This window comes from Paraburkholderia caballeronis, from assembly GCF_900104845.1.
Lineage (GTDB): Bacteria > Pseudomonadota > Gammaproteobacteria > Burkholderiales > Burkholderiaceae > Paraburkholderia > Paraburkholderia caballeronis.
Genome location: NZ_FNSR01000001.1, coordinates 3,524,543 through 3,550,492, shown reverse-complemented (window position 1 = coordinate 3,550,492; position 25,950 = coordinate 3,524,543). Strand labels below are relative to the sequence as shown.

The window sequence follows — 25,950 nt, the reverse complement described above, 5'->3', positions numbered from 1 at the left end:
GGGGAGATGGAGGAGACCATTGCGGTCATCATAGCATCAGCCCTCGGTGGCAGTGGCGCGCGGCCGGCGCCGCGCGGATTCAGATCAGCTTGCCTGGAAACTGGCTGTCGGGGTCCTGCATCGCGAGACGCTGACGGTCCATGAAGTCGCGCAGCGTGTCGATTCCGCGCAGTTGCAGGATCGTGTTGCGCACCGCGGCCTCGACCAGCACCGCGAGGTTGCGGCCTGCCGCGACCTGGATCGTGACCTTGCTGATCGGCAGGCCGAGCACGTCGACGGTCTGGCTTTCCAGCGGCAGCCGCTGGAACTCGCCGTCCGGACGCCGCACGAGCTGCACGATCAGCTTCAGCTTCATTTTCCGGCGCACCGCGGTTTCGCCGAAGATCGTCTTGATGTCGAGCAGCCCGAGGCCGCGCACTTCGAGCAGATTCTGCAGCAGCGGCGGGCAGCGTCCCTCGACGAAGTCCGGGCCGAGGCGCACGAAGTCCACCGCGTCGTCGGCGACGAGGCCGTGGCCGCGGCTGATCAGTTCGAGGCCGAGTTCGCTCTTGCCGAGGCCCGAATCGCCGGTCAGCAGCACGCCCATCCCGAGGATGTCGAGGAATACGCCGTGCAGCGTCGCGCGCGGCGCGAGGATGCGCGACATATAGAGGCGCAGGCTGTCGATCACGGTCGCCGCGGACATCGGCGTCGTGAAGAGCGGGGTGGATGAACGCGTGCAGCGCAGCACCAGTTCGGGCGGCGCGGTCATCCCGTCGGCGACGACGAGGAACGGCGGCTCCAGCGCGATCAGTTCGGCCATGTGGCGCGAACGGTCTTCGTCGGTCTGCCGCTGGTAGTAGTGGATTTCGGCGTCACCCAGCACCTGGATCCGGTTCGGGTGGATCAGGTTCAGGTGGCCGACGAGGTCGGCACTCGCGGTCGCCGTCGCGACGGTCTCGGACGAGAAGCCGCGCTCCCAGCCCTCGTGCCCGGTCAGCCAGCTCAGCTTCAGCGTGGTCGCGTTATCGTCGAAGATGCTTTGGGCGTTGATGCTGGACGTGTCCATGAGCCGATGACTCCGTTATGGCCGCCGCTGTGTGCGCGGATGCGGCCGGGCGCCGTGATGGCGCGGCGCGTCAGACGCGGGATCGCCGTGGCGGCCGGCCACGGTCCGAAGTTCCGCGTGTGACCACGCGCTGCTTCAAGGTTGCCACTGGGTGAGCAGGCGATGCAATGTTTCGCGGTCCTGTTCGGTGTGCAGGCGCTCACGCGTGTCGCGATCGGACAGCAACTGCGCGATTTCCGACAGGATTTCGAGATGCTGCTGGGTAGCCTGCTCGGGCACCAGCAGGAAGATCAGCAACGATACGGGCAGGCCGTCGGGGGCTTCGAACGGAATCGGTTCCGCGAGCCGGACAAACGCGGCGAGCGGCTGCTTCAGCCCCTTGATGCGCCCGTGCGGAATCGCGACGCCTTCGCCGAGCCCGGTCGAGCCGAGGCGTTCGCGCGCGAAAAGATTGTCTGTGACCGTGCTGCGTGCGATGCCGTTCTGGTTTTCGAAGATCAGGCCAGCTTGTTCGAAGACGCGTTTCTTGCTGGTGACCGACAGTCCGACGACGACGTTCTCGAGGGGAAGTATTTTGGCTAAACGATTCATGTTGGCAGGCGAAAACGTGGCCTGAATGCTCCTCACCCTGGCAGTCCGGGACGTCCGGGATTCGTCGGAACGCCGGGTGCGATCGGACGACGGGAGCCCGCTACCGGGACCTTGGGGCCGAAACACCCTGAAAGTGACGGGTTCATTATAGAACAAGCGTGCAAGCCGATGGTGCGATGCGCCATGCATGAATGCAAGCTTTATCGCGCGGGTTCTGTAACGTTGTGCGCGCCGCGCCGACAGTATCGCGCGCGATGCGCTCCTTCAACAAAAAAGCCGCCCGGGAAACGGGCGGCTTCGATTCTTCCGGCGTGGCCGGCGCCGCAGTCGGGGACTATTGCGGCGGAATTTCGATCGACGGCGCGGGCTGGTGTTTCAATGCATCGTGCTGATGCCCCTGCACGCGATCCTTGTGGCGCACCACCTGTCGATCGAGCTTGTCGACCAGCAGGTCGATCGCCGCGTACATGTCGCCGTTCGCGCTCTCCACAAAAATGTCCTTGCCCTTCAGATGGAGGTTCACTTCCACCCTCTGCCTCTTATCCTTTTCCTTATGATTGTCGACCGAGAGGACCACATTGCCATCGATGACCTGATCGAAATGCCTCAGCACCCTGTCCAGTTTGGTGATCACGTATTCTCGCAACGCTGGCGTTACTTCGAGATGGTGTCCACTGATCTTCAGATTCATAGTGCTTCTCCAGGCTGATAGCCGCTGGGCGCGCGAAAAAGCACGTCAATGCCGGTCGACTGGACTGTCCGCTCGTGTGGCTCCCCGTAGCCAGGCGACGACGGAACACCTCGGCCGGCCATCTTCGCCTGATTGGCGCCGCGGCCGGAAAACGCCCGCCCCGGCCAAAGCCGGATCGGGCCTAAAGAGACTTGCGCAGATTGACCGCCGGGATCTTCAGGGCTTCGCGGTATTTCGCGACCGTGCGGCGCGCGACCACGAATCCCTGTTCCGCCAGCAGTTCGGCTATGCGGCTGTCTGAAAGAGGAGATTTCGGGTTCTCGGCTCCTATCAGTTGCTTGATCAGCGCGCGGATCGCCGTGGAGGACGCCGCTCCGCCCGTGTCCGTCGAAACGTGTGACCCGAAGAAGTACTTGAACTCTAGCGTCCCGAATGGGGTCAGCATGTACTTGCCGGTTGTCACACGCGAGACAGTTGATTCGTGTAGGCCCAGCGTATCAGCAATCTCCCGCAAAACCAAGGGGCGCATTGCGATTTCGCCGTGCACGAAAAAGTTCTTCTGACGCTCGACGATCGCCTGTGCAACCCGCAGGATCGTCTCGAAACGCTGCTGGATATTCTTGATCAGCCAGCGGGCTTCCTGTAGTTGCTGGCGCAGCGATCCGCTGCCCGGATCGCCCCGGTTGTTGCGCAGGATATTCGCGTACAGATGGTTGATCCGCAGCTTCGGCACGACCTCCGGATTCAGCTCCGCATGCCAGCCCTGGCCGACCTTCTTCACGATGATGTCCGGCACCACGTAGTCCGCTTCGGCCTTGCCGTACGCGGCGCCGGGAAACGGCTCCAGCGAGCGGATCAGCATGTGCGCGTCGCGCAATTCGTCGTCGTTCGCCTTCAACTGCTTGCGCAGCCGCGTGAAGTCGCGGGCCGCGAGCAGTTCCAGATGGTGGGCGACGATTTCGAGCGCGAGCGTGCGCGTCGGCGTCGAATCGATGCGCAGCAACTGAAGCTTCAGGCATTCGGATGCCGAACGCGCGCCGACGCCGGCCGGGTCGAAGCTGTGCAGCAGCGCGAGCGCCGCGTTCAGTTCGTCGGTGTCGACTTCGAGTTCGTCGGGCAGGTCGGTCAGAATTTCCTCGAACGTCGCGCTGAGGTAGCCGTCGTCGTCGAGCGATTCGATCAGGAACGTGACGAGCGCACGGTCGCGCGGGCTTGCCTGCGTGACGCGCAGTTGCGCCATCAGATGGTCGCGCAGCGTCGTCGTCGATTCGTGGATCTGCAGCGGCGGCAGGTCGTCGTCGTCCGACGCGCTGCCGGAGCGGCCGTAATCGTCGAGATTCCACTGGCTGCTGTCGCTGTTCGTATCGCTGAGGCCGTTGTATTCGTCGACGCCTTGCGGTTCGCCGTCGCCGCCGTCACTGCTGCCGTTGCTGGCCGACGTCGAGTTCGACGTGCCGGGCGGCAGCGCGTCGGTGCCCGCGGGCGCCGGCGGTTGCGCGATCAGCGAGCCGTCCGCGGCAACCCGCAGCGGGCTTGCGATCCAGTCGTCCTCGTTTTCGAGCAGCGGGTTCTGCGCGATCGCCGTCGCGACTTCCTGCTGCAGTTCGAGCGTCGACAACTGCAGGAGCCGGATCGACTGCTGCAGTTGAGGGGTTAGCGCGAGATGCTGCGAAAGGCGGAGTTGGAGGCTGGCTTTCATGGCGATTTGCGACTCATTGTAAAGAGTTTGCCACGCTCGCGATACCTCGCGACAGTCGCAAAAACGAGTGCCCCCCGATGGTGCGGCCGCCCGGCGCGACGCCCCGGCGGGCGGCATGAAGGGGCGAAAAACCGGCCGGCCGGGCGCGTACGCGCCCGGCGAAGGGGAGGGAGTTGCCTGTTGCTGGCGGGGTTCGCCTGACGGTTGCGGCCGCCAGACGCGGAGACGGGCGGCGCCCGCTTACATGCGGAAGTGTTCGCCGAGGTAGACGCGGCGCACGCTTTCGTTCTCGATGATGTCGCTGGGCGCGCCGGCGGCGAGCACCGAGCCGTCGCTGATGATGTACGCGTGATCGCAGATGCCGAGCGTCTCGCGCACGTTGTGGTCGGTGATCAGGACGCCGATGTTGCGCTGCTTCAGGAACTTCACGATCTTCTGGATTTCCAGCACCGCGATCGGGTCCACGCCGGCGAACGGCTCGTCGAGCAGAATGAAACTGGGGTCGGTTGCGAGCGCGCGGGCGATTTCGACGCGCCGCCGCTCGCCGCCCGACAGCGACAGTGCCGGATTCCCGCGCAGATGCGCGATCTGCAGTTCGTCGAGCAGCGCCTCGGTGCGCTCCGTCATCACGTCCTTCGACAGCCGCTTGCCGGTGCCGTCATGCTGCAGTTCGAGCACCGCGCGGATGTTCTCCTCGACGGTGAGCTTGCGGAACACCGATGCTTCCTGCGGCAGGTACGACAGCCCGAGCGCCGCGCGCTTGTGGATCGGCAGCAGGCTGATCGAGCGGCCGTCGAGATCGATCTCGCCGGCGTCGAGCGGCACGAGGCCGACGATCATGTAGAACGACGTCGTCTTGCCGGCGCCGTTCGGGCCGAGCAGGCCGACGACCTCGCCGCTCTTCACGTCGAGCGACACGTCCTTCACGACGGTGCGCGACCCGTAGCGTTTCTTCAGGTTGCGCACGGCGAGCGAGCTGGTGGTGCCGGCGGGCTGCCGGCCGTTGATCGCGGAGGTGTTCACTGTTGCGGCGCTCCCTGCAGCGTGGGCGACGGCGTGAGCGTCGTCGGCGCGCCGGTGAGCGGCTGCGGCCCGCGGTTGCGCGGCGACAGCATCGCGCGCACGCGCCCGGACGGATTACCCGGCCCCGCGACGTCCTTGCCGGACTTCGCCGTGTAGAAGTCGTTCTGGCCGTCGTACGTGATCACGCTGCCGTGCACCTGGTCGAGCAGCGTCGACAGGCCCTGCAGGCGGCGCACGGTCGCACGCGTGGTCAGCACGGTCAGGTCCTGGCGGCCGTCGTAGTCGATGCGTTCCGCTTCGCCCTCGACGTATTCGTCGATGCCCTCGCGCTTCTGGCGGAAATACGCGAGCGGGCTGCTGCCGGGCGCGACCGTGCCGGTCGCGAACTGGTAGCCCTGCGGGTCCTGGGTGACGACGACCTTGTCCGCCTTGATCAGGATCGTGCCTTTGGTCGCGACGACGTGACCGGTGAAGATGGTCTGCTGCTTCAGGTCGTCGTAGGTCATGGCGTCCGCTTCGATGTTGAGCGGCTTGTCCTTGTCGGCGCGCTCGGCGTGAGCGGCGGGCGCGAAGCCGGCGAACGGCAGCGCCGCCGCGAGTGCGGCGACGGCGGCCAGCACGGCGCGGCGCGCGCGTTGCGCGCGCGGGCGGCCGGACGAAGGACGGGGGAGCGATTCGTTCATGCAGTCACGCCTGGAGTGGACGGCCCGGGGTTCAGGACGAGCCGCCGGAGTCAGCCGGGGCGATCGCGCCGCGGACGTTGCCGTGCAGCTGGATGACCCGGGTGACATTGTTGTAGTTCATGCCAGCGGTGGCGGTCATGACCGACTGGCCGCGCTGAAGTTTAACCGGCTTTTCGGTCAGGATCACATCGTCGTTCACGAGCACCCGGAAATGCTCGGAGTCGGCCTGCATCTGCGGGTCGCCATAGCCGGCCGCGCGCAGGATCCGCGCTTCGTCGAACAGATCCACGATCGACGCGTCGGCGTTCACGGTGCCGCGCCGGCCCGTCGCCGTGACGATCGGCTTGCCGGGCTGGAACGCGCGCACCGCCGGATTGGTCAGGTCGCTGTACTCGTTGTCCTCGTAGTGGACCATGTGCGTCGCGGTCAGCCGGTATTGCGTCGCGCCGGACTGATCCAGTTCGGTTATCGAGAAATTGTCCGCGAAGTAGTCCGGCGTATGCGCCTTCGGATGCTCGGGCGCCTGCGTCTCACGCGGCAGCGTCGCCTGCAGCAGCCACCAAGTGGCGCCGGCGAGCAGCGCCACCGCGACGAGCGGGATCAGCGACGTGAGGCGGAACTTCTGGTTCATCGATGCCCCGGTGCGCACGCCTGCGCAAGCAGGGCGTCGTAGCGGCCCTGCGCGCGCAGCACGAGATCGCACAGCTCGCGCACCGCGCCGTTGCCGCCGCGCCGCTCGCTGACCCAGTGCACGCGTTCGAGCACGTCCGGATGCGCGTTCGCCGGCGCGGTTGCGAAGCCGCACTGGAGCATCACGCCGAGGTCCGGCCAGTCGTCGCCCATGTAGCCGCAGGCCTCGCGCTCGACGCCGGTGTCCGCGAGCAGTTGTTCGAACGCGACGCGCTTGTCCTCGACGCCCTGGAACAGATGCGTGATCTTCAGTTCCTTCGCGCGCGCGGCGACGATTTCCGAGCGGCGGCCGGTGATGATCGCGGTGTCGATGCCCGCTTCGCGCAGCAGCTTCGCGCCGTGGCCGTCGAGCGAGTTGAACACTTTCATCGTGTCGCCCGCGCCGGTGAACATCAGTCCGCCGTCGGTCAGCACGCCGTCGACGTCGAAAATCATCAGCCGGACGCGCGCGGCGCGTTCGATCGCGTCGGAATGGGAAGCAGCCATCAAATCACCTTCTTCGAGAACAGGTCGTGCATGTTGAGCGCGCCGATCAGCTTGCCGGCCGGATCGACGACGAGCATCTGATTGATGCGGTGGCGCTCCATCAGTTCCACGGCTTCGACCGCGAGATGATCCGCCGCGATCGTGCGCGGCGCCTTCGTCATCACCGACCCGATCGGCAGGTTGCGGAAATCGCCGGCGCGTTCGAGCACGCGGCGCAGGTCGCCGTCGGTGAAGATGCCGGCCACCCGCTCCTCCTGATCGACGATCGCGGTCATGCCCATGCGCTTCGCGGTGAGCTGGAACAGCGCGTCGCGCACCGTCGCGTCGTCGCGCACGACCGGCAGCTGGTCGCCGGTGCGCATCACGTCGCGCACGTAGGTGAGCAGACGCCGCCCGAGCGCGCCGCCTGGATGCGAACGCGCGAAGTCGTCCGCGCCGAAGCCGCGCGCGTCGAGCACCGCGACCGCGAGCGCGTCGCCGAGCGCGAGCGCGGCGGTGGTGCTGGCCGTCGGCGCGAGATTCAGCGAGCACGCTTCCTTCTCGACGCCCGAGTTCAGATGCACGTCGGCGAGCTGCGCGAGCGTCGAGCCGGGGCGGCCGGTCATCGCGATCAGCTTCGCGCCGAGCCGCTTCACGAGCGGCAGGATCGACACCAGTTCCTCCGACTCGCCGGAGTTCGACATCGCGATGAACACGTCGTCGGCGGTGACCATGCCGAGGTCGCCGTGACTCGCTTCCGCGGGGTGGACGAAGAACGCCGGCGTGCCGGTGGAGGCGAGCGTCGCGGCCAGCTTGCGCGCAATGTGGCCCGATTTGCCGATGCCGGAAACCACCACGCGTCCGCGACAACTGAGGATGAGATCGACCGCGCCGACGAAGCCGCCGTCGAGCCGGTCGCGAAGCCCGCGCACGGCGTCAGCTTCGATGTCGAGCACGTCGCGAGCGAGCGTCAGTGCCCGATCGCCATTGATTTTCGCTATCATTCGCGGAGTATAGCAAAAGGCGTTTGTTCGCCGCGCCGGCCCACCCGCTCTCGCAGTGAGCGCCGGCGGCTGCCTTCGCCGGCCGCTCGACCTTGCGGCGCACCGGTTTCCACCGGCCAGCCCCGGGCATCGTTCCGGGCATCGCGCACCCAGGTTCCGCTGACGAACGAGGACGCTCTTCATAATGATTTCCCCGCTGGAAATGACGCTGTTCCTGCTGCTTGCCTCGGTGGTCGGCGTCGTGCTGTTTCGCTCGCTGAACCTGCCGCCGATGCTCGGCTACCTGACCGTCGGCATTCTCGTCGGCCCGCGCGCGCTGGGGATCGTCGGCGACCCGCAGGGCGCGCAGCACCTCGCCGAATTCGGCGTCGTGTTCCTGATGTTCTCGATCGGGCTGGAGTTTTCGCTCGCGAAGCTGCGCGCGATGCAGCGCGCGGTGTTCGGGCTCGGGCTGCTGCAGGTGCTCGGCACGATCGCGGTCGCGCTGCTCGTCGGGTTCGTGCTGGAGCCATGGGTGCACATCACGTGGCAGGCGTGCGTCGCGCTCGGCGGCGCGCTCGCGATGTCGTCCACGGCGATCGTCAGCAAGATGCTCGCGGAGCGGCTGGAGATCGAGTCCGAGCACGGCCGCAACATCTTCGGCGTGCTGCTGTTCCAAGATCTCGCGGTCGTGCCGCTCCTCATCATCATCGCGGCGTTCGGCGGCGATTCGAAATCGCTCGTGAGCGCGCTCGGTTTCGCCGCGGTGAAGATCGTGTTCGCGCTCGCGCTGCTGCTGATCGTCGGGCAGAAGTTCATGACGCGCTGGTTCAACGTGGTCGCGCGGCGGCGCTCGCAGGAACTGTTCGTGCTGAACGTGCTGCTCGTCACGCTCGGCGCGGCGTTCATCACCGACCGGTTCGGGCTGTCGCTCGCGCTCGGCGCGTTCATCGCCGGGATGCTGATCGCCGAGACGCCGTACCGGCATCAGGTCGAGGAGGACATCAAGCCGTTCCGCGACGTGCTGCTCGGCCTGTTCTTCGTGACGACCGGCATGCTGCTCGATCCGCACGTGATCTGGCAGCACCCGCTGATGGTGTTCGCGTTCCTCGTCGGCCCGGTCGTGCTGAAGGCGGTGATGATCACCGCGCTCACGCGGGTGTTCGGCGCGTCGCCGGGCGTCGCGATGCGCACCGGCCTCGGGCTCGCGCAGGCGGGCGAATTCGGTTTCGTGCTGCTGAACCTGATCCTCGACAAGCATCTCGTCGATCCGACGCTGCTGCAGGCGATCCTCGCCGCGATGCTGCTGTCGATGCTCGCCGCGCCGTTCCTGATCCAGAACGCCGACCGGATCGTGCTGCGGCTGTCGTCGACGGAATGGATGCAGCAGTCGCTGCAGATGACGCGCATCGCGACGCAGAGCCTGAAGCAGAGCGGTCACGTGATCATCTGCGGTTACGGGCGCTCGGGCCAGAACCTCGCACGGATGCTCGAAAACGAAGGGCTGTCGTACGTCGCGCTCGACCTCGACCCGGACCGCGTGAGCGCGGCCGCGGCGGCCGGCGAATCGGTCGTGTTCGGCGACGCCGCGCGGCGCGAGTCGCTCGTCGCGGCGGGGATCCATCGCGCGGCGGCGGTCGCGATCACGTACGCGAACACGCAGTCGGCGCTGCGCGTGCTGCATCACGTGCACGAACTGGAGCCGACGCTGCCGGTGACCGTGCGCACCGTCGACGACGCGGACCTCGAACGGCTGCTCGAAGCCGGCGCGACCGAGGTGATCCCGGAGATCGTCGAGGGCAGCCTGATGCTCGCCTCGCACATGCTGGTGCTGATGGGCGTGCCGATGCGGCGCGTCGTGCGGCGCGTCGAGGAGATGCGCGACGCGCGCTACAGCCTGCTGCGCGGTTATTTCCACGGCACCGACGACGCGGGCGACGACGGCCGCGACCAGGTGCGGCTACAATCGGTGCCGGTCGATCCGCGCGCGGACGCGGTCGGCCGCACGCTGGCGGACCTCGGGCTGTACGACCTCGGCGTCGAGGTGACCGCGATCCGCCGGCACGGCATCCGCGGTGTCGAGCCGGACCCGGAGACGAAACTGCGCGAAGGCGACATCGTCGTGCTGCGCGGCCTGCCCGAGCAACTCGCGCAGGCCGAGGAGCGGCTGCTGCGGCACCGCCGCGGCGCGACGGCCGGCGCGGGCGCGGCCGCCGCCTGACGGCCGCAGCGGTGCGCGCAGGCGCGCGGGTGCGCCGCTTGCGGCGCGCGCGTCCGGCACCGAATCACGATCCCCATTCCTACCCGGAGAAATCATGTCCAACGCACCTGCGAACGCGCCCGCCGACGTCGCGCAGTTCGTGAAAAGCCAGATCCGCACGGTGTCCGACTGGCCGCAGCCGGGCGTGCAGTTTCGCGACATCACGCCGCTGCTCGGCAATGCGAAGGGACTGCGGGTGCTGATCGACCTGTTCGTGCAGCGCTACATCGACGCGCGGCTCGACTACGTCGCGGGCCTCGACGCGCGCGGCTTCATCATCGGGCCGATCGTCGCGTACGAGCTGAACGTCGGTTTCATCCCGATCCGCAAGATCGGCAAGCTGCCGTACCGCACCGTGTCCGAGACGTACAAGCTCGAATACGGCAGCGCCACCGTCGAGATCCACGAGGATGCGTGCGGCGCGGGCGACCGCGTGGTGATCGTCGACGACCTGATCGCGACCGGCGGCACGATGCTCGCCGGCAAGCTGCTGCTGGAGCGGCTCGGCGCGGAGGTGGTGGAGGGCGCGGCGATCATCGACCTGCCGGACCTCGGCGGCTCGAAGCTGCTCGCCGAAGCGGGCCTGCCGCTCTTCACCGTCACGTCGTTCGGCGGCCACTGATTCGCGCCGACATGCCGAATTTCGCTCTCTTTCTCGCGACGTCGCTCGCGATCACGTTCGCGCCCGGCCCCGACAATCTTCAGGTGCTCGCGCGCGGCATCTCGCAGGGGCGCATGGCCGGCTTCGTGTCGGCGCTCGGCTTCGCGGCCGGCGTCACGTTCCATACGACGCTCGCGGCGCTCGGCATCGCGGCGCTGCTGCGCTCGTCGCCGGTCGCGTTCGAGGTGCTGAAGCTCGCGGGCGCCGCGTATCTGGTGTGGATCGGCGTGAAGGCGCTGCGCAGCCAGGGGCTCGCGGCGGCCGGCGACCGGCCGCGCCAGCCGCTCGCGTCGATCTTCCGTCAGAGCGTGCTCGGCAACGTGATGAACCCGAAGGTCACGCTGTTCTTCGTCGTGTTCCTGCCGCAGTTCGTCGATCCGGCCGGCGCGCAGCCCGTGACCGTGCAGATGCTCGAACTCGGGCTGCTGTTCATGCTGCAGACGGTCGTCGTGTTCTCGCTGTTCGGCGTGTGCGCGGGGATGATCGGCGGCTGGCTGAAGCGCCGGCCGCGCGCGGGCGTGTGGCTCGACCGGATCGCGGGGCTCACCTTCATCGCGATCGGCATCCGCGTCGCGCTGCGCGACTGAACCGGACGGAGCGATACCGATGACCTTGCCCTGCATTCGCGCCGCGCGCCGCTTCGATCCGGCCGCGCATCTGCCGTTCTGGATCGGCGGCGAACGGGTCGGCTGGATCAGGAGGACCGACGCGCCGCTGCTCGCGCGCTGGCCGGACGTGTTCCAGCAGGACGGCGCGCGCGTCGTGCTGTCCGCGACGTTCGACAACCCGGCTTCGCGCAGCGCCGCGCTCGGCGCGGTGATCGGCGCGCTCGCCGCGGACGGCCTGATTCCGGGCTGGCGCGACGAGACCTACGCGATCCGCAACGAGTTCGACGCGCCGCCGCTCGCGTACATCGAGCGGGCCGCGTCGCGCTTCTTCGGCACGATGACGTACGCGGTGCATCTGAACGGCATCGTAGAATACGCGGATTCGTCGGCGCCGCGGGCGCCGCAACTGTGGATCGCGCGGCGCAGCGACACCAAGGCCACCGACCCCGGCATGCTGGACAACGTCGTCGCGGGCGGCATCGGCTGGGGTTTCGGGATCGAGGCCACGATCGTCAAGGAATGCTGGGAAGAGGCGGGCATTGCGGCGGAGATCGCTTCGCGCGCGCAGGCCGGCCGCACCGTGCACGTGCTGCAATCGCTGCCCGAGGGCACCCAGGCGGAGCAGATTTTCGTGTACGACCTCGCGCTGCCCGAGGACTTCGCGCCGCACAACCAGGACGGCGAAGTCGGCGAGCACCGGCTCGCGCGCATCGACGAGGTCGCGCGCTGGATCGAGGAAGGCGCGCTGACCGTCGACGCGGGCCTCGCGACGCTCGACTGCCTGCTGCGCCGCCGCTGGATCGACGACGACGCGTGCGAAGGCATCGACACGCTGTTCGCGCCGCCGGCCGTCTAGCGATACACGGTGCGACGGCCCGGCACGGGCTGGACATCTACAAGGATTGAATCAGGGAGTTTCAAGGTCATGTCGACCGATCACAGCTTTATTCTGAACCTGGCCTGCGCCGACCGGCCGGGCATCGTGCATGCGGTGTCGGGCTTTCTGTTCGAGCGCGGCAGCAACATTCTCGACTCCGCGCAGTTCGGCGACAGCCACACCGGCGCGTTCTTCATGCGCGTGCATTTCCAGCAGGTCGGCGGCGATCCGGGCCTCGACGCGCTGCGCGCGGACTTCGCGCCGCTCGCCGCGCAGTTCGGCATGAAGTGGGAACTACACGACGCGGAAGTGAAGCCGCGCGTCGTGATCCTGGTGTCGAAGATCGGCCACTGCCTGAACGACCTGCTGTTCCGCTACCGCACCGGGCAACTGGGGATCGAGATTCCGGCGATCATCTCGAACCACAAGGACTTCTACCAGCTCGCCGCGAGCTACAACATTCCGTTCCATCATTTCCCGCTGCTGAACGCGACGCCGGAAGCGAAGGCCGCGCAGGAAGCGCGCGTGCTCGAAGTGATCGACGGCCACGGCGCGGATCTCGTCGTGCTCGCGCGCTACATGCAGATCCTGTCGCCGCAGTTGTGCGACAAGCTCGCGGGCCGCGCGATCAACATCCATCACTCGTTCCTGCCGAGCTTCAAGGGCGCGAAGCCGTATTACCAGGCGTTCGACCGCGGCGTGAAGCTGATCGGCGCGACCGCGCACTACGTGACGACCGACCTCGACGAAGGCCCGATCATCGAGCAGGAAGTGGAGCGCGTCGATCACAGCATGACGCCGGACCAGTTGACCGCGATCGGCCGCGACGTCGAATGCGTGACGCTCGCGCGCGCGGTGAAGTGGCACGTCGAACACCGGATTCTGGTCAACGGCAGCAAGACCGTCGTGTTCCGGTAAGGCGCCGGCGCGCGCGATGCGCGCCGCGATCTACACGAGCCGCAGATAGATCAGCTCGCGCTTGATGTACGCATAGAAGATCGGCGCGGCGATCACGCCCTGGAGGCCGAACGCCGCTTCCATCACGAGCATCGCGACCAGCAGTTCCCACGTGCGCGCCTCGATCTGGCCGCCGACGATCCGCGCGTTCAGGAAGTATTCGAGCTTGTGGATCAGGATCAGGAACGCGAGCGACGTGATCGCGGCCGGCAGGCTCACCGTCAGCGCGATCGCGACGATCAGCGTGTTCGAGATCAGGTTGCCGACCACCGGCAGCAGTCCGACGATGAACGTGACCGCGACCAGCGTTTTCGCGAGCGGCAGCGGCGCGTGGAAGGTCGGCAGGATCGCCAGCAGGAAGATGCCGGTGAACACCGTGTTGATCGCGGAAATCTTCACCTGCGCGAACACGATGCGGCGGAACGCGTCCGCGAAGCGCGTCACGCGCGCGACGAACGCGGTCGACAGCGGCAGCCGCTGCGTGTTCTTCTGCGCGCCGATCGCGATGATCGCGCCGATGATCATGCCGATCACGATATGCCCGAAGATCCGCGCGGCGTTCTTGCCGCCCTGCTGCAACTGGTTCGCGTGCTCGTGCATCAGCGCGAGCGCCTTCACCTTCATCTGGTCGACGTTCAGCGGCAGGTATTCGGCGACGATGTCCGGAATGCGGCTGCGCGCCTGGTCGACGAACACCATCATCTGGCCCATCACCTTCTGCACGCTCGGCACGTCGTCCTCGAAATGCTCGATCACGCCGACCGTGACGCCCGTCAGCGCGCCGACGATCAGGATCGACAGCAGCACGACCGACGCCCAGCGCGCGCGCTGGCTCGACATGCGCCGCTCGATGCGCGGCGCGATCGTATGGACGAGTTGATAGACCAACATGCCGGCGAGCAGCGCGCCGAGCAGGTTCAGATGCAGCACCAGCCACATGCCGGCGAGCGCGGCGATATAACTGCCGATCTCGACGGCCGACAGCTTCGGCAGGCTCATGTCGCTCGTGAGCCTGACTGCCCGCGGACGCAGGTCGCGCACCTCGGTGTCGCCGGACGCTTCAGTGCGTTTGGCCATATTTCGTTGCTGTTCCGTTTCCAAACCCCGGCGGCGCCGGCGTATTCCCTGCTCTGATTTATTTTCCTGCCGCGGCGTCCGCCGCCGCGGTGACCGCCGGACGCTTCAGCAGCGGCGCCAGATAACGGCCGGTAAAGCTCGCCTTCGACTTCGCCACCTGCTCCGGCGTGCCTTGCGCGACGATTTGCCCGCCGCCCGCGCCGCCTTCCGGACCGAGGTCGATCACCCAGTCCGCTGTTTTTATCACATCGAGATTATGCTCGATGATCACCACCGTATTGCCCTGATCGCGAAGCCGGTGAATCACTTCGAGCAGCAGCGCGATGTCGTGGAAGTGCAGGCCGGTCGTCGGCTCGTCGAGTATATACAGCGTGCGGCCGGTATCGCGCTTCGACAGTTCGAGCGACAGCTTCACGCGCTGCGCCTCGCCGCCGGACAGCGTCGTCGCCGACTGGCCGAGCCGGATGTAGCCGAGGCCCACGTCGAGCAGCGTCTTCAGCTTGCGCGCGACGACCGGCACTGCCTTGAAGAACTCGTGCGCCTGCTCGACGGTCATGTCGAGCACCTCGCTGATGTTCTTCCCCTTGTACTGGATGTCGAGCGTCTCGCGGTTGTAGCGCTTGCCGTGGCATACGTCGCACGGCACGTACACGTCCGGCAGGAAGTGCATCTCGACCTTCAGCACGCCGTCGCCCTGACACGTCTCGCAGCGGCCGCCCTTCACGTTGAACGAGAAGCGGCCCGGATCGTAGCCGCGCTCCTTGGCGGCCGGCACGCCGGCGAACAGCTCGCGGATCGGCGTGAAGAGGCCGGTGTAGGTCGCCGGGTTCGAGCGCGGCGTGCGGCCGATCGGCGACTGGTCGACGTTGATGACCTTGTCGAAATGCTCCAGCCCCTCGATCGCCTCGAACGGCGCGGGTTCGGCCGACGACCCGTACAGATGCTGCGCGACCGCGTGGTACAGCGTGTCGTTGATCAGCGTGGACTTGCCCGAGCCGGACACGCCGGTCACGCAGGTCAGCAGGCCGACCGGCAGGTCGAGCGTCACGTGCTTCAGGTTGTTGCCGTATGCCTCGACGATGCGCAGCCGGCGCTCGTCCGGCTCCCGGCGTTCTTCCGGATATTCGATGCGGCGCGCGCCGGACAGATACTGGCCGGTCATCGACGCGGCGTCCGCCTCGACTTCGTCCGGCGTACCCTGCGCAATCACCATGCCGCCGTGCACGCCGGCGCCCGGCCCCATGTCGACCACATAGTCGGCCATCCGGATCATGTCCTCGTCGTGCTCGACGACGATCACCGAATTGCCGAGGTCGCGCAGATGCTTGAGCGTCGAGATCAGCCGGTCGTTGTCGCGCTGGTGCAGGCCGATCGACGGCTCGTCGAGCACGTACATCACGCCGGTCAGCCCCGAGCCGATCTGCGACGCCAGGCGGATGCGCTGCGCCTCGCCGCCGGACAGCGTTTCCGCGCTGCGCTCCAGCGACAGATAGTCGAGCCCGACGTTGTTCAGGAACATCAGCCGCGCGACGATTTCCTTCACGACCTTGTCGGCGATCTCGCGCTTCGAGCCTTCGAGGCGCAGCGTCTGGAAGTAGCCGAGCGTGTCGCGCAGCGGCCAGCCGCTCACCTCGTAGATCCCGCGTGCGTTGTCCTGCGAGCCGATCCGCACGAAGCGGGCCTCGCGGCGCAGCCGCGTGCCCTCGCACGCGGGGCACGCCTGGTTGTTCTGGTATTTCGCGAGTTCCTCGCGCACCGCGACCGAATCGGTTTCGCGGTAGCGGCGTTCGAGGTTCGGGATGATCCCCTCGAACACGTGCTCGCGCACCGACGTGCGGCCGCGTTCGTTGATGTACGAGAACGGGATCTGCTGCTTGCCCGAGCCGTACAGCAGGATCTTGCGGACTTTTTCCGGCAGGTCCTCGAACGGCGTGTCGATGTCGAAGTCGTAGAACGCCGCGAGGCTTTGCAGCATCTGGAAGTAGAACTGGTTGCGCCGGTCCCAGCCCTTCACCGCGCCCGCCGCGAGCGACAGCGACGGATGCGCGACCACCCGCTTTGGGTCGAAGAACGTGATCTGGCCGAGGCCGTCGCATTCCGGACACGCGCCCATCGGGTTGTTGAACGAGAAGAGGCGCGGCTCCAGTTCCGGCAGCGAGTACGAGCAGATCGGACACGCGAACTTCGAGCTGAACAGATGCTCGCGGCCGGTGTCCATTTCGAGCGCGATCGCGCGGCCGTCGGCCAGGCGCAGCGCTGTTTCGAACGACTCGGCGAGCCGCTGCTTCATGTCCGCGCGCACCTTCAGCCGGTCGACGACGACGTCGATCGTGTGCCGCTCGCTCTTCTTGAGCTTCGGCAGCGAATCCACTTCGTAGATCTTCGCCTCGCCTTCGTTCGCGGTGCCGCCGCCCGAGCGCACCCGGAACCGCACGAAACCCTGCGCCTGCATCTCGTCGAACAGTTCCGCGTGTTCGCCCTTGCGGTCGGACACGGCCGGCGCAAGGATCATCAGCCGCGTTTCCTCCGGCAGCGCGAGCGCCGCGTCGACCATCTGCGACACGCTTTGCGCTTCGAGCGGAATCTCGTGGTCTGGGCAGTACGGCGTGCCGACGCGCGCGTACAGCAGACGCAGATAGTCGTGAATCTCGGTGACCGTGCCGACCGTCGAGCGCGGATTGTGCGACGTCGCCTTCTGCTCGATCGAGATCGCCGGGGACAGACCTTCGATCAGATCGACGTCCGGCTTCTCCATCAGTTGCAGGAACTGGCGCGCATACGCGGACAGGCTTTCGACGTAGCGCCGCTGGCCTTCCGCGTAGAGCGTGTCGAACGCAAGCGACGACTTGCCGGAACCCGACAGCCCGGTGATCACGACCAGCTTGTGACGCGGCAGGTCGAGATTAACGTTCTTCAGGTTGTGGGTTCGGGCCCCACGGATACGGATTTGTTCCATGAACCTGCCGGAAGGAAGGGAGGCTAAACCTGCTACTATAACGACTTTTCCAGACCGCCGTTACGGCTTGCTGACGGTCCTCGAAAGCTCCTGAAAGGGTGTCGGGCGCTGCCTGCCGCGGACGTGTCACGGGCGCGGTGCCGCATGTTCGCCGGGCCACCGTAGATGGATGCGTTCCATCCGGTTGCAAGGCCGGACGACCGGCTGCGCGGCGGTCCGCGCGACGTCCGCATGGGCCGCGCCGCGGCCACAACGAAGCCTGCCTTTGCCCGCGTTCGCTGCGCGTGGCGAGCGCGGCTCAAATCGAACAATCGTCCCGATGTCCAATCCGTCCGCTACATCCACACGCATGAGCGCGCCCGAACTGCGCGCGACCGTGTCGCTCGCCGCGATCTTCGCGCTGCGCATGCTGGGTCTCTTCATGATCATGCCGGTGTTCTCGGTCTATGCGAAGACGATTCCGGGCGGCGACAACGTGCTGCTTGTCGGCATCGCGCTCGGCGCGTATGGCGTCACGCAATCGCTGCTGTACATCTTCTACGGCTGGGTGTCGGACAAGATCGGCCGCAAGCCGGTAATCGCGACCGGTCTCGTGATCTTCGCGCTCGGCAGCTTCGTCGCCGCGTTCGCACACGACATGACGTGGATCATCGTGGGCCGCGTGATCCAGGGGATGGGCGCGGTGTCGTCCGCGGTGATCGCGTTCATCGCGGATCTGACCGCCGAGGAACACCGGACGAAAGCGATGGCGATGGTCGGCGGCTCGATCGGCATGTCGTTCGCAGTCGCGATCGTCGGCGCGCCGGTCGTCTATCACTGGGTCGGCATGAGCGGGCTTTTCGCGATCGTCGGCGCCCTGTCTCTGCTCGCGGTCGGCGTCGTGCTGTGGATCGTGCCGGACGCGCCGAAACCCGTGCACGTGCGGGCACCGTTCGCGGAAGTGTTGCACAACGTCGAACTGCTGCGTTTGAATTTCGGCGTGCTGGTGCTGCATGCGACGCAGACCGCGCTTTTCCTCGTCGTGCCGCGCCTGCTCGAAGACGCCGGGTTGCCGGTCCGCTCGCACTGGATGATCTACCTGCCGGTGATGGGGCTGTCGTTCGTGCTGATGGTCCCGGCGATCATCGTGGCCGAAAAACGGGGCAAGATGAAGCCGGTGCTGGTGTCGGCGGTCGCCCTTATCCTGATCGGCCAGCTGGCGCTCGGCGCCGCGCCGCATACCATATCGATCGTGGCGGCGATCCTCCTCGTCTATTTTCTGGGCTTCAACATTCTGGAGGCGTCGCAGCCTTCGCTGGTGTCGAAGCTCGCGCCGGGCACCCGCAAGGGCGCGGCGGCCGGCGTGTACAACACGACGCAGTCGGTGGGCCTCGCGCTCGGCGGCGTCGTCGGCGGCTGGCTGCTGAAGGTGGACGGTCCGAGCGCGGTGTTTTACGCGTGCTCCGGCCTCGTATTGTGCTGGCTTATAATCGCCGCCAATATGAAGGCTCCGCCGCGTCGCGCCTGAGCATCGAACCCGGTAATTTTTCGCGGAGGCGGCGCATCCGCGGCGCGCGTCATCGCGACGCCGGCCGCGGGCGTCGCGCGGCCGCTCCTCGCAACGGAATCAACAGGAGAAACTCATGGCATCCGTGAACAAGGTCATTCTCGTCGGCAACCTCGGCGCCGACCCGGAAGTCCGCTATCTGCCGAGCGGCGACGCGGTCGCGAACATCCGGCTTGCCACGACCGACCGCTACAAGGACAAGGCGTCCGGCGACTTCAAGGAAATGACCGAATGGCACCGCGTCGCGTTCTTCGGACGCCTGGCGGAGATCGTGTCGGAATATCTGAAGAAAGGCTCGTCGGTGTACATCGAAGGCCGCATCCGCACGCGCAAGTGGCAGGCGCAGGACGGCACCGACCGTTACTCGACCGAGATCGTCGCGGACCAGATGCAGATGCTCGGCGGCCGCAGCGGCGGCGCGTCGATGGGCGGCGACGACGGCGGTTACAGCCGCGAGCCGGCTGAACAGCCGCGCGGCGGCGGTCGGGCGGCTTCGGGCGGCGGCGGTGGCGCGGCGCGCAGCGGCGGCTCGGGTGGCAGCGGCGGCGGCCGCTCGAATGCGCCGGCTGGCGGCGGGTTCGACGAGATGGATGACGATATTCCGTTCTGACCGGACTATCTCAGTCTGTTGTAAAGCACACCCCGGTTTCTTCTCTCGGTTCAACGATTTGCGAGGGGATGCCGGGGTTGTTTTTTTGACTCCGCGGAAATGCCAGGCGGAACGTCACAAGCAGGCTGCGGATTCAGCCGGTTGATGCAGCACAATAGGAAGCTGCGCGAAGCTTCGGACGCTCAAGTATCGAGCCGCATGCGGCGGCCCTCCGATCATTTCCGATTTTCCCGTGTCCCGTGGTCCGACTTGCGACCCCTGCGAACCTTTCCAGACGCTTTCCTCCACGGCCCTCGCCGACCCGGTTCGTGACCTGCCGCCCGGTACTAACGCTGTCTGCAAGCCGTTGATCGGCGCGGTGAATGTCGAGTAGCCGAATTAATCGGCGGCAGGCGATCCGGACAACACACGACGCGCCGCCAGTCAAGAAAGCAGGCGCAGATGCCGATAAACGCTAGCGGATACCGTGCGAACCGTGGGATGCCGGGCATCGTGTTGCACAGCGGCGAACTGTGCCCTTCACAGTCGATGTCAGGATGTTGCGCCAGCAACTGGCACAGCAGGGTGGAGCCCGCACGCGGCAGTCCGGTCACCCCGACGAAACGTGGCTGCCGCTGAAAACGATGGCGGCTCCGATCGACCCGGATACCTGGCGTCGGGTCGCGGTGCTTGTTCAACGGCTAATCCACGGCGTCGATGGGCTCGCGTCGTTCGACGCGGATGTCGTTCGTCGTCCGGGTCAAAAAAGCTTCTGCTGACCGCTCGTCAGCGTCTCGAAGTCGTCGTTCAGCAGCGGCAATATCGCGTCTGCCACCGGCTGCAACTGGTTGCTCAGATAGTGCTGGTAATCGAGTCCGGATCGCCAGGTTTCGAGCGGCTCCGGCCCGGCGCTGGTCATCACGTAGCTGATCCAGCCGCCGCTCTGATATTGCAGCGGCCGTCCCTGCTGCCGGTTGAATTCATCCGCCATGCGGGCGGCCCGCACGTGCGGCGGCACGTTGCGCTGGTAAGCCGCGAGCGGACGACGCAGCCGCTTGCGATAGACGAGCAGTTCGTCGAACTCTCCGCTCAACGTCCGGCGCACATAATCGCGCACGTAATCCTGATAGGGTTCCTGCCTGAACACACGCAGATACAGTTCCTGCTGGAACCGTTGAGCCAGCGGCGTCCAGTCGGTGCGCACCGTCTCCAGTCCCTTGTAGACGACTTCCTCTGTGCCATCGTCATGCAGCGTGAGACCGGCATAACGCTTCTTGCTGCCTTCTTCGGTGCCGCGAATGGTCGGCATGAAGAAGCGGCGATAGTGCCGCTCGAACTGTAGTTCCAGTGCGCTTTCCAGACCGAACCGTTCGCGCAGATGCTGCCGCCACCAGTCGTTGATATGCCCGACCAGGGTTCGGCCTGTCTGGGCGGCCTCTTCTTCCGTGCGCGCGCGGTTCAGCCAGACGAACGTCGAATCCGTATCCCCGTAGATGACCTCGTAACCCTGCGCCTCGATCAGTTCGCGCGTCTTGCGCATGATCTCGTGTCCGCGCATCGTGATCGACGACGCGAGGCGCGGGTCGAAGAACCGGCAGCCGGTCGAACCCAGCACGCCGTAAAACGAGTTCATGATGATCTTCAGCGCCTGCGACAGCGGCTTGTCGTGATCGCGCTTGGCTGCCTCGCGCGCTTCCCAGATCTGCGCGACGACTGACGGCAGGCCATGCCGGGTCCGCGAGAAACGCGCGCCGAGAAAGCCGGGGACCGAGTGCGCGTCATCGGGACTGCGCAAACCTTCGACAAGACCGACCGGATCGATCAGGAAGGTGCGGATGATCGACGGGTACAGGCTCTTGTAGTCGAGCACGAGCACCGAGTCGTAGAGACCCGGTCGGGAATTCATCACGAAGCCGCCCGGACTGGGCGCGCCCGCGACGTCGCCGAGGTTCGGCGCGACGTAGCCGAGCCGGTGCATGAGCGGCATGTAGCGATGCGTGAACGCGGCCACCGATCCGCCGCTGCGGTCCGCCGGCAGGCCCGTCACGGTCGCGCGTTCCAGCAGGAACGCGAGCAGTTCGGTTTTGGCGAAGATCCGCGTCACCAGCTCGCAGTCTTTCAGGTTGTAGCGCGCGAGCGCCGGCTTGTCCTCGTCGAAGCGGCGCTGGATTTCGTCCATGCGCTGATACGCGTTGTCGATCGCCTTGCCTTCGCCGAGCACCGACTGCGACACGTATTCGAGGCTGAACGACGGGAAACTCCAGGTCGCCGAGCGCAGCGCCTCGATGCCGTCGATGATCAGCCGGCCGGCGGCATCCGCGAAAAAATGCCCTTGCGTGAGGCCGTGTTCCCGCCAGCCCATCGCACTGCCGTCGCGGCCGAGACGCAACGGCACGCGATATTGCTCGGCGTGCTGATGAAGGATGCGCAGATCGAACTGCACCAGATTCCAGCCGATGATCGCGTCGGGATCGTGGCGGGCCATCCATGCGTTCAGCCGTTCGAGCAGCAGCGGACGGCTCTCGCAGTATTCGAGGTCGAAATCGACCGGGCCGCCGTCGCCGTTCGCCGGCCCGAGCATGTAGACCTGACGCTGCCCGCAGCCTTCGAGTGCGATCGAATAAAGCTCTCCCTGCGCGCTGGTCTCGATGTCGAGCGACACCAGCCGCAACTGCGGCCGATAGTCCGGTGCGGGTTTCATGTCGCCGTCGAGCAACGGGCCGTTGCCGGTGGATCGACCGCCGAACCAGACGGGCGCCGTGATGAAGCGCTCCATCATGTACCGGTCCGGCGGGAACACGTCCGCTTCGTAGACGTCGACGCCGGCCTGCTTCAGACGCTTTTCGAACTGGGTAAGCTGCCGGTATTGCTGGCTGTACAGCCCCAGCACCGGGCGATGATGGAAGTCGCGCAGTTCGAGCGGACGCAGTTCGATCCGCGCGGACGGCGATTCGCGACTCAGGGCCGATTCGACCTGGTCGCGCTGCGCGGCGGGGACGAACGCAACGGATTCCTGCGGGCGCAGGCGAAGCTGGCGCGGACCGTCGTCCGTCGCCAGCCAGAACACGACCTCCGTGCCGGCCGGCGTGTCTCGCCAGTGACGGGTCAAGATGAAGCCCTGGTTCTGCGCTGTCAAACACCTGCTCCAACACGACGGTAGGTTTGCTGGATTTTACCGTTCGTATCGGGTGCGCGCTGTTTGCAGAGGCCTGCGTCGGGTTTCGACGTGCGCGGCCATTCGGCTGACGACGACCGCGAACGTTACGCCGACGCCTCGACGTAGCGCGCTTCGTTCAGGTCGGCGATGAGCGTCGGGCCTGTCGGCTTCCAGCCCAGGCGGGCCTGTGTCTGCGCGCTCGATGCCGGCATGTCGAGTGCTGCGAACATCGCCATCCATCCGAAGTGCGCCTGTACTTCGTCGCGCGCGATCGACACGACCGGCAGCTTCAGCCCGCGTCCCAGCGCCTCGGCAATTTCGCGGGCGCTGACGCCTTCTTCGCCGACCGCGTGATAGCGCGCACCGCGTTCGCCCTTTTCGATCGCGAGCCGGTACAGCCGCACGACGTCCGACAGATGACCCGCCGGCCAGCGGTTGCGGCCGTCCTCCACGTATGCGCACACGCCTTTCTCGCGCACGATCTGGATCAGCGGCGTGATGAGGCCTTGGCGGAACGGGTTGTGCACTTGCGGCAGGCGCATCACCGACACGTTGACGCTGGCTTCCAGCAGCGCGTTGCCGGCCAGTTCCGAGCCGATGCGCGGATTCGGATGAGTGGTGTTGAACACGTCCTCGGTGGCCGGTTGCCCGTCGTCGCGGCTGCCGACGCCGGTGCCTGACGTGATGAGCAGCGGACGCCCGGAGCCGGCCAGCGCCGAGCCGAGCGCCGCGATCGCGCGTTTGTCCTTTTCGCAGTTCTCGACGAAGTGCGAGAAGTCGTGGTCGAACGCGAGGTGGATGACGGCATCTGCTTTTGCCGCGCCGCTGCGCAGGCTGTCGGTGTCTTCGAGCGTGCCGCGATGGACTTCGGCGCCCGCTGTGGTCAGTGCTTGCGCGCCCGCGTCGGAGCGGGTCATGCCGATCACTTGATGACCGGCGTTGATGAGTTCGGGCACCAGCGCCGAGCCGATGAAGCCGGTAGCGCCCGTTAGAAAGATACGCATTGTGAAGTCTCCGGTTGTCGACCCGAGTTAGCGCTTTAGCGCTTACTTGGGTCCCATGCAAAGCTGTCGATCAGAGTTGGCGCTTTAGCGCCTACTCCGATCCCATGCAAAGCTGCCGACCGCAGTAAGCGCCTCAGCACCTGCCCCGATCCTATGAAGAAGGTTGCTGCGTCGTGACCCACGCACTATGCGGCCATCCGTTATCCTGTTGAAGTAGTGACGTTATCCCGGTAAAACGACTAACAGGCTCATCATGTCCGTGACCGCCGCCCAGACTCTCGGCGATTTTCTGCGCAGCCGCCGCACGCGGCTCGATCCGGCCAGCTTCGGCTTTGCGGGCCGCCGGCGCACGCCGGGGCTGCGCCGCGAAGAGGTCGCGCAGCGCGCGAACATCAGTTCCACCTGGTACACGTGGCTCGAACAGGGCCGTGGCGGCGCGCCGTCCGCGGAGGTGCTGGAGCGCATCTGCGCGGCGCTGATGCTGACGGATATCGAGCGCGAGCATCTCTTCATGCTGGGCCTCGGGCGGCCGCCGGAAGTGCGCTACCGTTCCGTCGACGGCGTGAATCCGCGGTTGCAGCGCGTGCTCGATTCGCTCGACGCCAGCCCGTCGATCATCAAGACCGCGACGTGGGACGTCGTCGCGTGGAATCGCGCCGCGGCCGTCGTGCTCACCGACTACAGCATGCTGCCGGCCGGTCAGCGCAACATCCTCCGCTTTCTGTTCAGCGATCCGGCCGTGCGCGCGAAACAGCGCGAATGGGAGAGCGTCGCGCGCTTCGTCGTGGGAGCGTTCCGCGCGGACGTGGCGCGCGCGGGGCTCGCGTCCGAAGTGGGCGATCTGGTGGACGACCTGTGCCGCGCCAGCCCCGACTTCGACCGCATGTGGCGCGACAATCAGGTGCTGGGACACAGCGGGGGCGAGAACGTGAAGCGCCTGCTGCATCCGCGGCTGGGGCCTGTCGAGCTGGAGTATTCGCTGTTCGCGGTCGACGGTCGGCCGGACCTCGGGATGATCGTCTACACGCCGCTCGACGCCCAGACCGCGGAGCGCATCCGCGCTGCCGTCGCGCAGTATTGATCGATGGCGGCGTTCGACAATCGACTGTCCGCGCGGCAGTCCGATGCAGCCGCTCGACGACCGACCGGCTATCCCCTCAACCGGCCGTGCTGAACGAAAGCGGGATCCGCCGGCCCGTGCGATCCGACTCCACGATCCGGTCCATCAGTTCGTGCATGCGAACCGCGTCCGCGAAAGTGGGCGCAAGCGTCGAACCGGTCTTCACGTCGCGGGCATGGGCGGCGTACAGGTGCGCCAGTTCGAGCACGCTCGCGCCGCGTTCGCTCGGCGGCAGCCATTCGTATTGCGCCGGAATGGCCAGTTCGGTCAGCGGCTGGCCGTCGCCCCGCGCGATCTGGATGCGGTTGAACGCGTCGCCGAAGCTGGTGGTGTTCGAGATTTTCAGGTCGCCCTTGCTGCCCGTCACGTCGAGCTGCACGCCGAAGTTGTTGCGCTTTCCCGCCTCGATATGGGCCGTCAGCACGGCGCCGTTGGCGAACGTCCCTGCCAGCACTACCTGATCGGGGTTGCTGTGCGGCAGTGTTTCGCCGGTTTCCCGCAGCGTGACTTCCTTGAACTGGTTGACGGTCAGCGCCGACAGGCTCTGCGGATAACCGACCAGCGTCGTGAACAGCGCGTCCAGAAAATGGCCGCCGTAGATCGACAGCAGGCTTGAGAAATTTTCTTCGGGAATCGTGTAGTAAAGCGAAGCAGGCCGTTCGCGCTGGAAATACTCCACGCTCACGTGCAGGCGCACCGAACGGATCTCGCCGATCTCGCCCTGGTCCAGCAGATCGCGCACGTAGCGGTAGCCCGGATTGAGCCGCCGCTGCAAACCGACGATGGTGCGCACACCGGCTTTATCGGCCAGCGCGAGCAACGCTCTGGACAGCGCGGTGTTCGGCGTGAGAGGCCATTCGCAGTAGACGTCCTTGCCGGCCCCGATCGCGGCGCGGATCCCTTCTTCGTGCTGGAACGCGGGCGTCAGCACGAGCACGAGATCGACTTCCGGATGCGAGACCAGGTCGTGCAGCGACGCCGCCGCGTACCTGAACCCGTGGCGCGCGACCAGCGCCGCCGCTTTTTCCGGACTGCGGCTGTACACCGCCGTCAGTTCGTAGTCCGGCAGCAGTTTGAGTGAAGGCAAGTGCCCATATTCCGACCAGTGGCCGAGCCCGACGACACCCACCCTGATTTTGTCGGAGCCCGTAGCCCGCCTGACGATTCCGTTCACAAGAACTCTCCTGTCGACGCCTCGCGGACCATCCGCGCGGCGTCGGGCAAAGAGTAGGGTCCCGGGAGCCGGAAATAAACGGGCTGTTGCT

24 protein-coding genes are annotated in these 25,950 nt (G+C 66.4%); 9 read left to right on the top strand and 15 right to left on the bottom strand.

Features of this window, described 5'->3' with window-relative positions; translation table 11 throughout:
- Positions 1 to 79: 79 nt before the first annotated feature.
- From hprK to kdsD, 9 genes are all read right to left on the bottom strand, one after another.
- Positions 80 to 1,048: an HPr(Ser) kinase/phosphatase gene (hprK, locus tag BLV92_RS15820; RefSeq protein ID WP_090546439.1), complete on the bottom strand. Its 969-nt coding sequence runs from the start codon at positions 1,046 to 1,048 to the stop codon at positions 80 to 82.
- Positions 1,049 to 1,183: 135 nt separating this feature from the next.
- The gene (gene ptsN, locus BLV92_RS15815; protein WP_090546437.1) at positions 1,184 to 1,639 is read right to left on the bottom strand and encodes a PTS IIA-like nitrogen regulatory protein PtsN; all 456 of its coding nucleotides are present in this window, start codon (positions 1,637 to 1,639) and stop codon (positions 1,184 to 1,186) included.
- Between the two features lie 334 nt (positions 1,640 to 1,973).
- Positions 1,974 to 2,330: a ribosome hibernation-promoting factor, HPF/YfiA family gene (gene hpf / locus BLV92_RS15810; protein WP_090546435.1), complete on the bottom strand. Its 357-nt coding sequence runs from the start codon at positions 2,328 to 2,330 to the stop codon at positions 1,974 to 1,976.
- A 181-nt stretch (positions 2,331 to 2,511) separates the two neighbouring features.
- Positions 2,512 to 4,029: an RNA polymerase factor sigma-54 gene (locus tag BLV92_RS15805; RefSeq protein WP_090546433.1), complete on the bottom strand. Its 1,518-nt coding sequence runs from the start codon at positions 4,027 to 4,029 to the stop codon at positions 2,512 to 2,514.
- 240 nt (positions 4,030 to 4,269) lie between these two features.
- Positions 4,270 to 5,052 (bottom strand): LPS export ABC transporter ATP-binding protein, encoded by a 783-nt coding sequence (gene lptB / locus BLV92_RS15800; RefSeq protein WP_090546431.1) that lies wholly within the window; start codon positions 5,050 to 5,052, stop codon positions 4,270 to 4,272.
- Positions 5,049 to 5,735, bottom strand: a complete 687-nt coding sequence (gene lptA, locus BLV92_RS15795) for a lipopolysaccharide transport periplasmic protein LptA (protein ID WP_090546429.1) — start codon at positions 5,733 to 5,735, stop codon at positions 5,049 to 5,051. The genes lptB and lptA overlap by 4 nt, the downstream gene beginning before the upstream one ends.
- A gap of 31 nt (positions 5,736 to 5,766) precedes the next feature.
- Positions 5,767 to 6,366: an LPS export ABC transporter periplasmic protein LptC gene (gene lptC, locus BLV92_RS15790; protein WP_090546427.1), complete on the bottom strand. Its 600-nt coding sequence runs from the start codon at positions 6,364 to 6,366 to the stop codon at positions 5,767 to 5,769.
- Entirely contained in the window at positions 6,363 to 6,911 is a 549-nt protein-coding gene (locus BLV92_RS15785; RefSeq protein ID WP_090546425.1) for a KdsC family phosphatase, read from the bottom strand. The genes lptC and BLV92_RS15785 overlap by 4 nt, the downstream gene beginning before the upstream one ends.
- Positions 6,911 to 7,894: an arabinose 5-phosphate isomerase KdsD gene (gene kdsD, locus BLV92_RS15780; RefSeq protein ID WP_090546423.1), complete on the bottom strand. Its 984-nt coding sequence runs from the start codon at positions 7,892 to 7,894 to the stop codon at positions 6,911 to 6,913. Before kdsD ends, BLV92_RS15785 begins: the two co-directional genes overlap by 1 nt.
- Positions 7,895 to 8,078: 184 nt before the next feature.
- Between kdsD and BLV92_RS15775 the strand changes: the two genes are divergently transcribed.
- The 5 genes from BLV92_RS15775 (at position 8,079) to purU (ending at position 13,197) form a co-directional block, all read left to right on the top strand.
- Positions 8,079 to 10,094 (top strand): monovalent cation:proton antiporter family protein, encoded by a 2,016-nt coding sequence (locus BLV92_RS15775; protein WP_090546421.1) that lies wholly within the window; start codon positions 8,079 to 8,081, stop codon positions 10,092 to 10,094.
- A 94-nt stretch (positions 10,095 to 10,188) separates the two neighbouring features.
- Positions 10,189 to 10,755 carry an adenine phosphoribosyltransferase gene (locus tag BLV92_RS15770; RefSeq protein WP_090546419.1) on the top strand — a complete coding sequence of 189 codons (567 nt, stop codon included), beginning with the start codon at positions 10,189 to 10,191 and terminating at the stop codon, positions 10,753 to 10,755.
- Between the two features lie 11 nt (positions 10,756 to 10,766).
- Positions 10,767 to 11,381, top strand: a complete 615-nt coding sequence (locus BLV92_RS15765) for a LysE family translocator (RefSeq protein WP_090546418.1) — start codon at positions 10,767 to 10,769, stop codon at positions 11,379 to 11,381.
- Between the two features lie 19 nt (positions 11,382 to 11,400).
- Positions 11,401 to 12,258 carry an NUDIX hydrolase gene (locus BLV92_RS15760; protein ID WP_090546416.1) on the top strand — a complete coding sequence of 286 codons (858 nt, stop codon included), beginning with the start codon at positions 11,401 to 11,403 and terminating at the stop codon, positions 12,256 to 12,258.
- 69 nt (positions 12,259 to 12,327) lie between these two features.
- Positions 12,328 to 13,197, top strand: a complete 870-nt coding sequence (gene purU, locus BLV92_RS15755; RefSeq protein WP_090546414.1) for a formyltetrahydrofolate deformylase — start codon at positions 12,328 to 12,330, stop codon at positions 13,195 to 13,197.
- Between the two features lie 30 nt (positions 13,198 to 13,227).
- On the opposite strand, the gene BLV92_RS15750 is transcribed toward purU, so the two are convergent.
- Both BLV92_RS15750 and uvrA read right to left on the bottom strand, forming a co-directional pair.
- Positions 13,228 to 14,313 carry an AI-2E family transporter gene (locus tag BLV92_RS15750; RefSeq protein WP_090546412.1) on the bottom strand — a complete coding sequence of 362 codons (1,086 nt, stop codon included), beginning with the start codon at positions 14,311 to 14,313 and terminating at the stop codon, positions 13,228 to 13,230.
- 58 nt (positions 14,314 to 14,371) lie between these two features.
- Complete coding sequence (gene uvrA, locus BLV92_RS15745; protein ID WP_090546411.1) at positions 14,372 to 17,269, bottom strand: excinuclease ABC subunit UvrA; 2,898 nt, start codon at positions 17,267 to 17,269, stop codon at positions 14,372 to 14,374.
- A gap of 319 nt (positions 17,270 to 17,588) precedes the next feature.
- Here uvrA and BLV92_RS15740 point away from each other — a divergent pair, with 319 nt between their 5' ends.
- Entirely contained in the window at positions 17,589 to 18,776 is a 1,188-nt protein-coding gene (locus BLV92_RS15740; protein ID WP_090546409.1) for an MFS transporter, read from the top strand.
- Between the two features lie 115 nt (positions 18,777 to 18,891).
- Positions 18,892 to 19,425, top strand: coding sequence for a single-stranded DNA-binding protein (locus BLV92_RS15735; protein WP_090546407.1), 534 nt, complete (start codon positions 18,892 to 18,894; stop codon positions 19,423 to 19,425).
- A gap of 326 nt (positions 19,426 to 19,751) precedes the next feature.
- Here BLV92_RS15735 and BLV92_RS32355 read toward each other — a convergent pair whose 3' ends face one another.
- The gene (locus BLV92_RS32355) at positions 19,752 to 20,018 is read right to left on the bottom strand and encodes a sulfotransferase (protein WP_244283830.1); all 267 of its coding nucleotides are present in this window, start codon (positions 20,016 to 20,018) and stop codon (positions 19,752 to 19,754) included.
- On the opposite strand from BLV92_RS32355, the gene BLV92_RS32350 reads away from it, so the two are divergent.
- Positions 19,962 to 20,183, top strand: a complete 222-nt coding sequence (locus BLV92_RS32350; RefSeq protein WP_208862121.1) for a hypothetical protein — start codon at positions 19,962 to 19,964, stop codon at positions 20,181 to 20,183. The two genes, BLV92_RS32355 and BLV92_RS32350, sit on opposite strands and share 57 nt — an antisense overlap.
- On the opposite strand, the gene BLV92_RS15725 is transcribed toward BLV92_RS32350, so the two are convergent.
- Together BLV92_RS15725 and BLV92_RS15720 are read right to left on the bottom strand one after the other, a co-directional pair.
- On the bottom strand, positions 20,165 to 22,540 hold the full coding sequence (locus BLV92_RS15725) for a DNA polymerase II (protein ID WP_090546406.1): 2,376 nt from the start codon (positions 22,538 to 22,540) through the stop codon (positions 20,165 to 20,167). The two genes, BLV92_RS32350 and BLV92_RS15725, sit on opposite strands and share 19 nt — an antisense overlap.
- Positions 22,541 to 22,665: 125 nt before the next feature.
- Positions 22,666 to 23,565, bottom strand: a complete 900-nt coding sequence (locus tag BLV92_RS15720) for an SDR family oxidoreductase (protein ID WP_090546404.1) — start codon at positions 23,563 to 23,565, stop codon at positions 22,666 to 22,668.
- A gap of 253 nt (positions 23,566 to 23,818) precedes the next feature.
- On the opposite strand from BLV92_RS15720, the gene BLV92_RS15715 reads away from it, so the two are divergent.
- The gene (locus BLV92_RS15715; protein ID WP_090546403.1) at positions 23,819 to 24,646 is read left to right on the top strand and encodes a helix-turn-helix transcriptional regulator; all 828 of its coding nucleotides are present in this window, start codon (positions 23,819 to 23,821) and stop codon (positions 24,644 to 24,646) included.
- Positions 24,647 to 24,722: 76 nt separating this feature from the next.
- On the opposite strand, the gene BLV92_RS15710 is transcribed toward BLV92_RS15715, so the two are convergent.
- Positions 24,723 to 25,814 carry a Gfo/Idh/MocA family protein gene (locus BLV92_RS15710; protein ID WP_258400173.1) on the bottom strand — a complete coding sequence of 364 codons (1,092 nt, stop codon included), beginning with the start codon at positions 25,812 to 25,814 and terminating at the stop codon, positions 24,723 to 24,725.
- Positions 25,815 to 25,950 lie beyond the last annotated feature (136 nt).

Coding starts and splice junctions, on each gene's coding strand:
- hprK (WP_090546439.1), bottom strand. CDS start 1,048: ATGGACACGTCCAGCATCAACGCCCAAAGCATCTTCGACGATAACGCG.
- ptsN (WP_090546437.1), bottom strand. CDS start 1,639: ATGAATCGTTTAGCCAAAATACTTCCCCTCGAGAACGTCGTCGTCGGA.
- hpf (WP_090546435.1), bottom strand. CDS start 2,330: ATGAATCTGAAGATCAGTGGACACCATCTCGAAGTAACGCCAGCGTTG.
- BLV92_RS15805 (WP_090546433.1), bottom strand. CDS start 4,029: ATGAAAGCCAGCCTCCAACTCCGCCTTTCGCAGCATCTCGCGCTAACC.
- lptA (WP_090546429.1), bottom strand. CDS start 5,735: ATGAACGAATCGCTCCCCCGTCCTTCGTCCGGCCGCCCGCGCGCGCAA.
- lptC (WP_090546427.1), bottom strand. CDS start 6,366: ATGAACCAGAAGTTCCGCCTCACGTCGCTGATCCCGCTCGTCGCGGTG.
- BLV92_RS15785 (WP_090546425.1), bottom strand. CDS start 6,911: ATGGCTGCTTCCCATTCCGACGCGATCGAACGCGCCGCGCGCGTCCGG.
- kdsD (WP_090546423.1), bottom strand. CDS start 7,894: ATGATAGCGAAAATCAATGGCGATCGGGCACTGACGCTCGCTCGCGAC.
- BLV92_RS15775 (WP_090546421.1), top strand. CDS start 8,079: ATGATTTCCCCGCTGGAAATGACGCTGTTCCTGCTGCTTGCCTCGGTG.
- BLV92_RS15770 (WP_090546419.1), top strand. CDS start 10,189: ATGTCCAACGCACCTGCGAACGCGCCCGCCGACGTCGCGCAGTTCGTG.
- BLV92_RS15765 (WP_090546418.1), top strand. CDS start 10,767: ATGCCGAATTTCGCTCTCTTTCTCGCGACGTCGCTCGCGATCACGTTC.
- BLV92_RS15760 (WP_090546416.1), top strand. CDS start 11,401: ATGACCTTGCCCTGCATTCGCGCCGCGCGCCGCTTCGATCCGGCCGCG.
- purU (WP_090546414.1), top strand. CDS start 12,328: ATGTCGACCGATCACAGCTTTATTCTGAACCTGGCCTGCGCCGACCGG.
- BLV92_RS15750 (WP_090546412.1), bottom strand. CDS start 14,313: ATGGCCAAACGCACTGAAGCGTCCGGCGACACCGAGGTGCGCGACCTG.
- uvrA (WP_090546411.1), bottom strand. CDS start 17,269: ATGGAACAAATCCGTATCCGTGGGGCCCGAACCCACAACCTGAAGAAC.
- BLV92_RS15740 (WP_090546409.1), top strand. CDS start 17,589: ATGTCCAATCCGTCCGCTACATCCACACGCATGAGCGCGCCCGAACTG.
- BLV92_RS15735 (WP_090546407.1), top strand. CDS start 18,892: ATGGCATCCGTGAACAAGGTCATTCTCGTCGGCAACCTCGGCGCCGAC.
- BLV92_RS32350 (WP_208862121.1), top strand. CDS start 19,962: ATGTTGCGCCAGCAACTGGCACAGCAGGGTGGAGCCCGCACGCGGCAG.
- BLV92_RS15720 (WP_090546404.1), bottom strand. CDS start 23,565: ATGCGTATCTTTCTAACGGGCGCTACCGGCTTCATCGGCTCGGCGCTG.
- BLV92_RS15715 (WP_090546403.1), top strand. CDS start 23,819: ATGTCCGTGACCGCCGCCCAGACTCTCGGCGATTTTCTGCGCAGCCGC.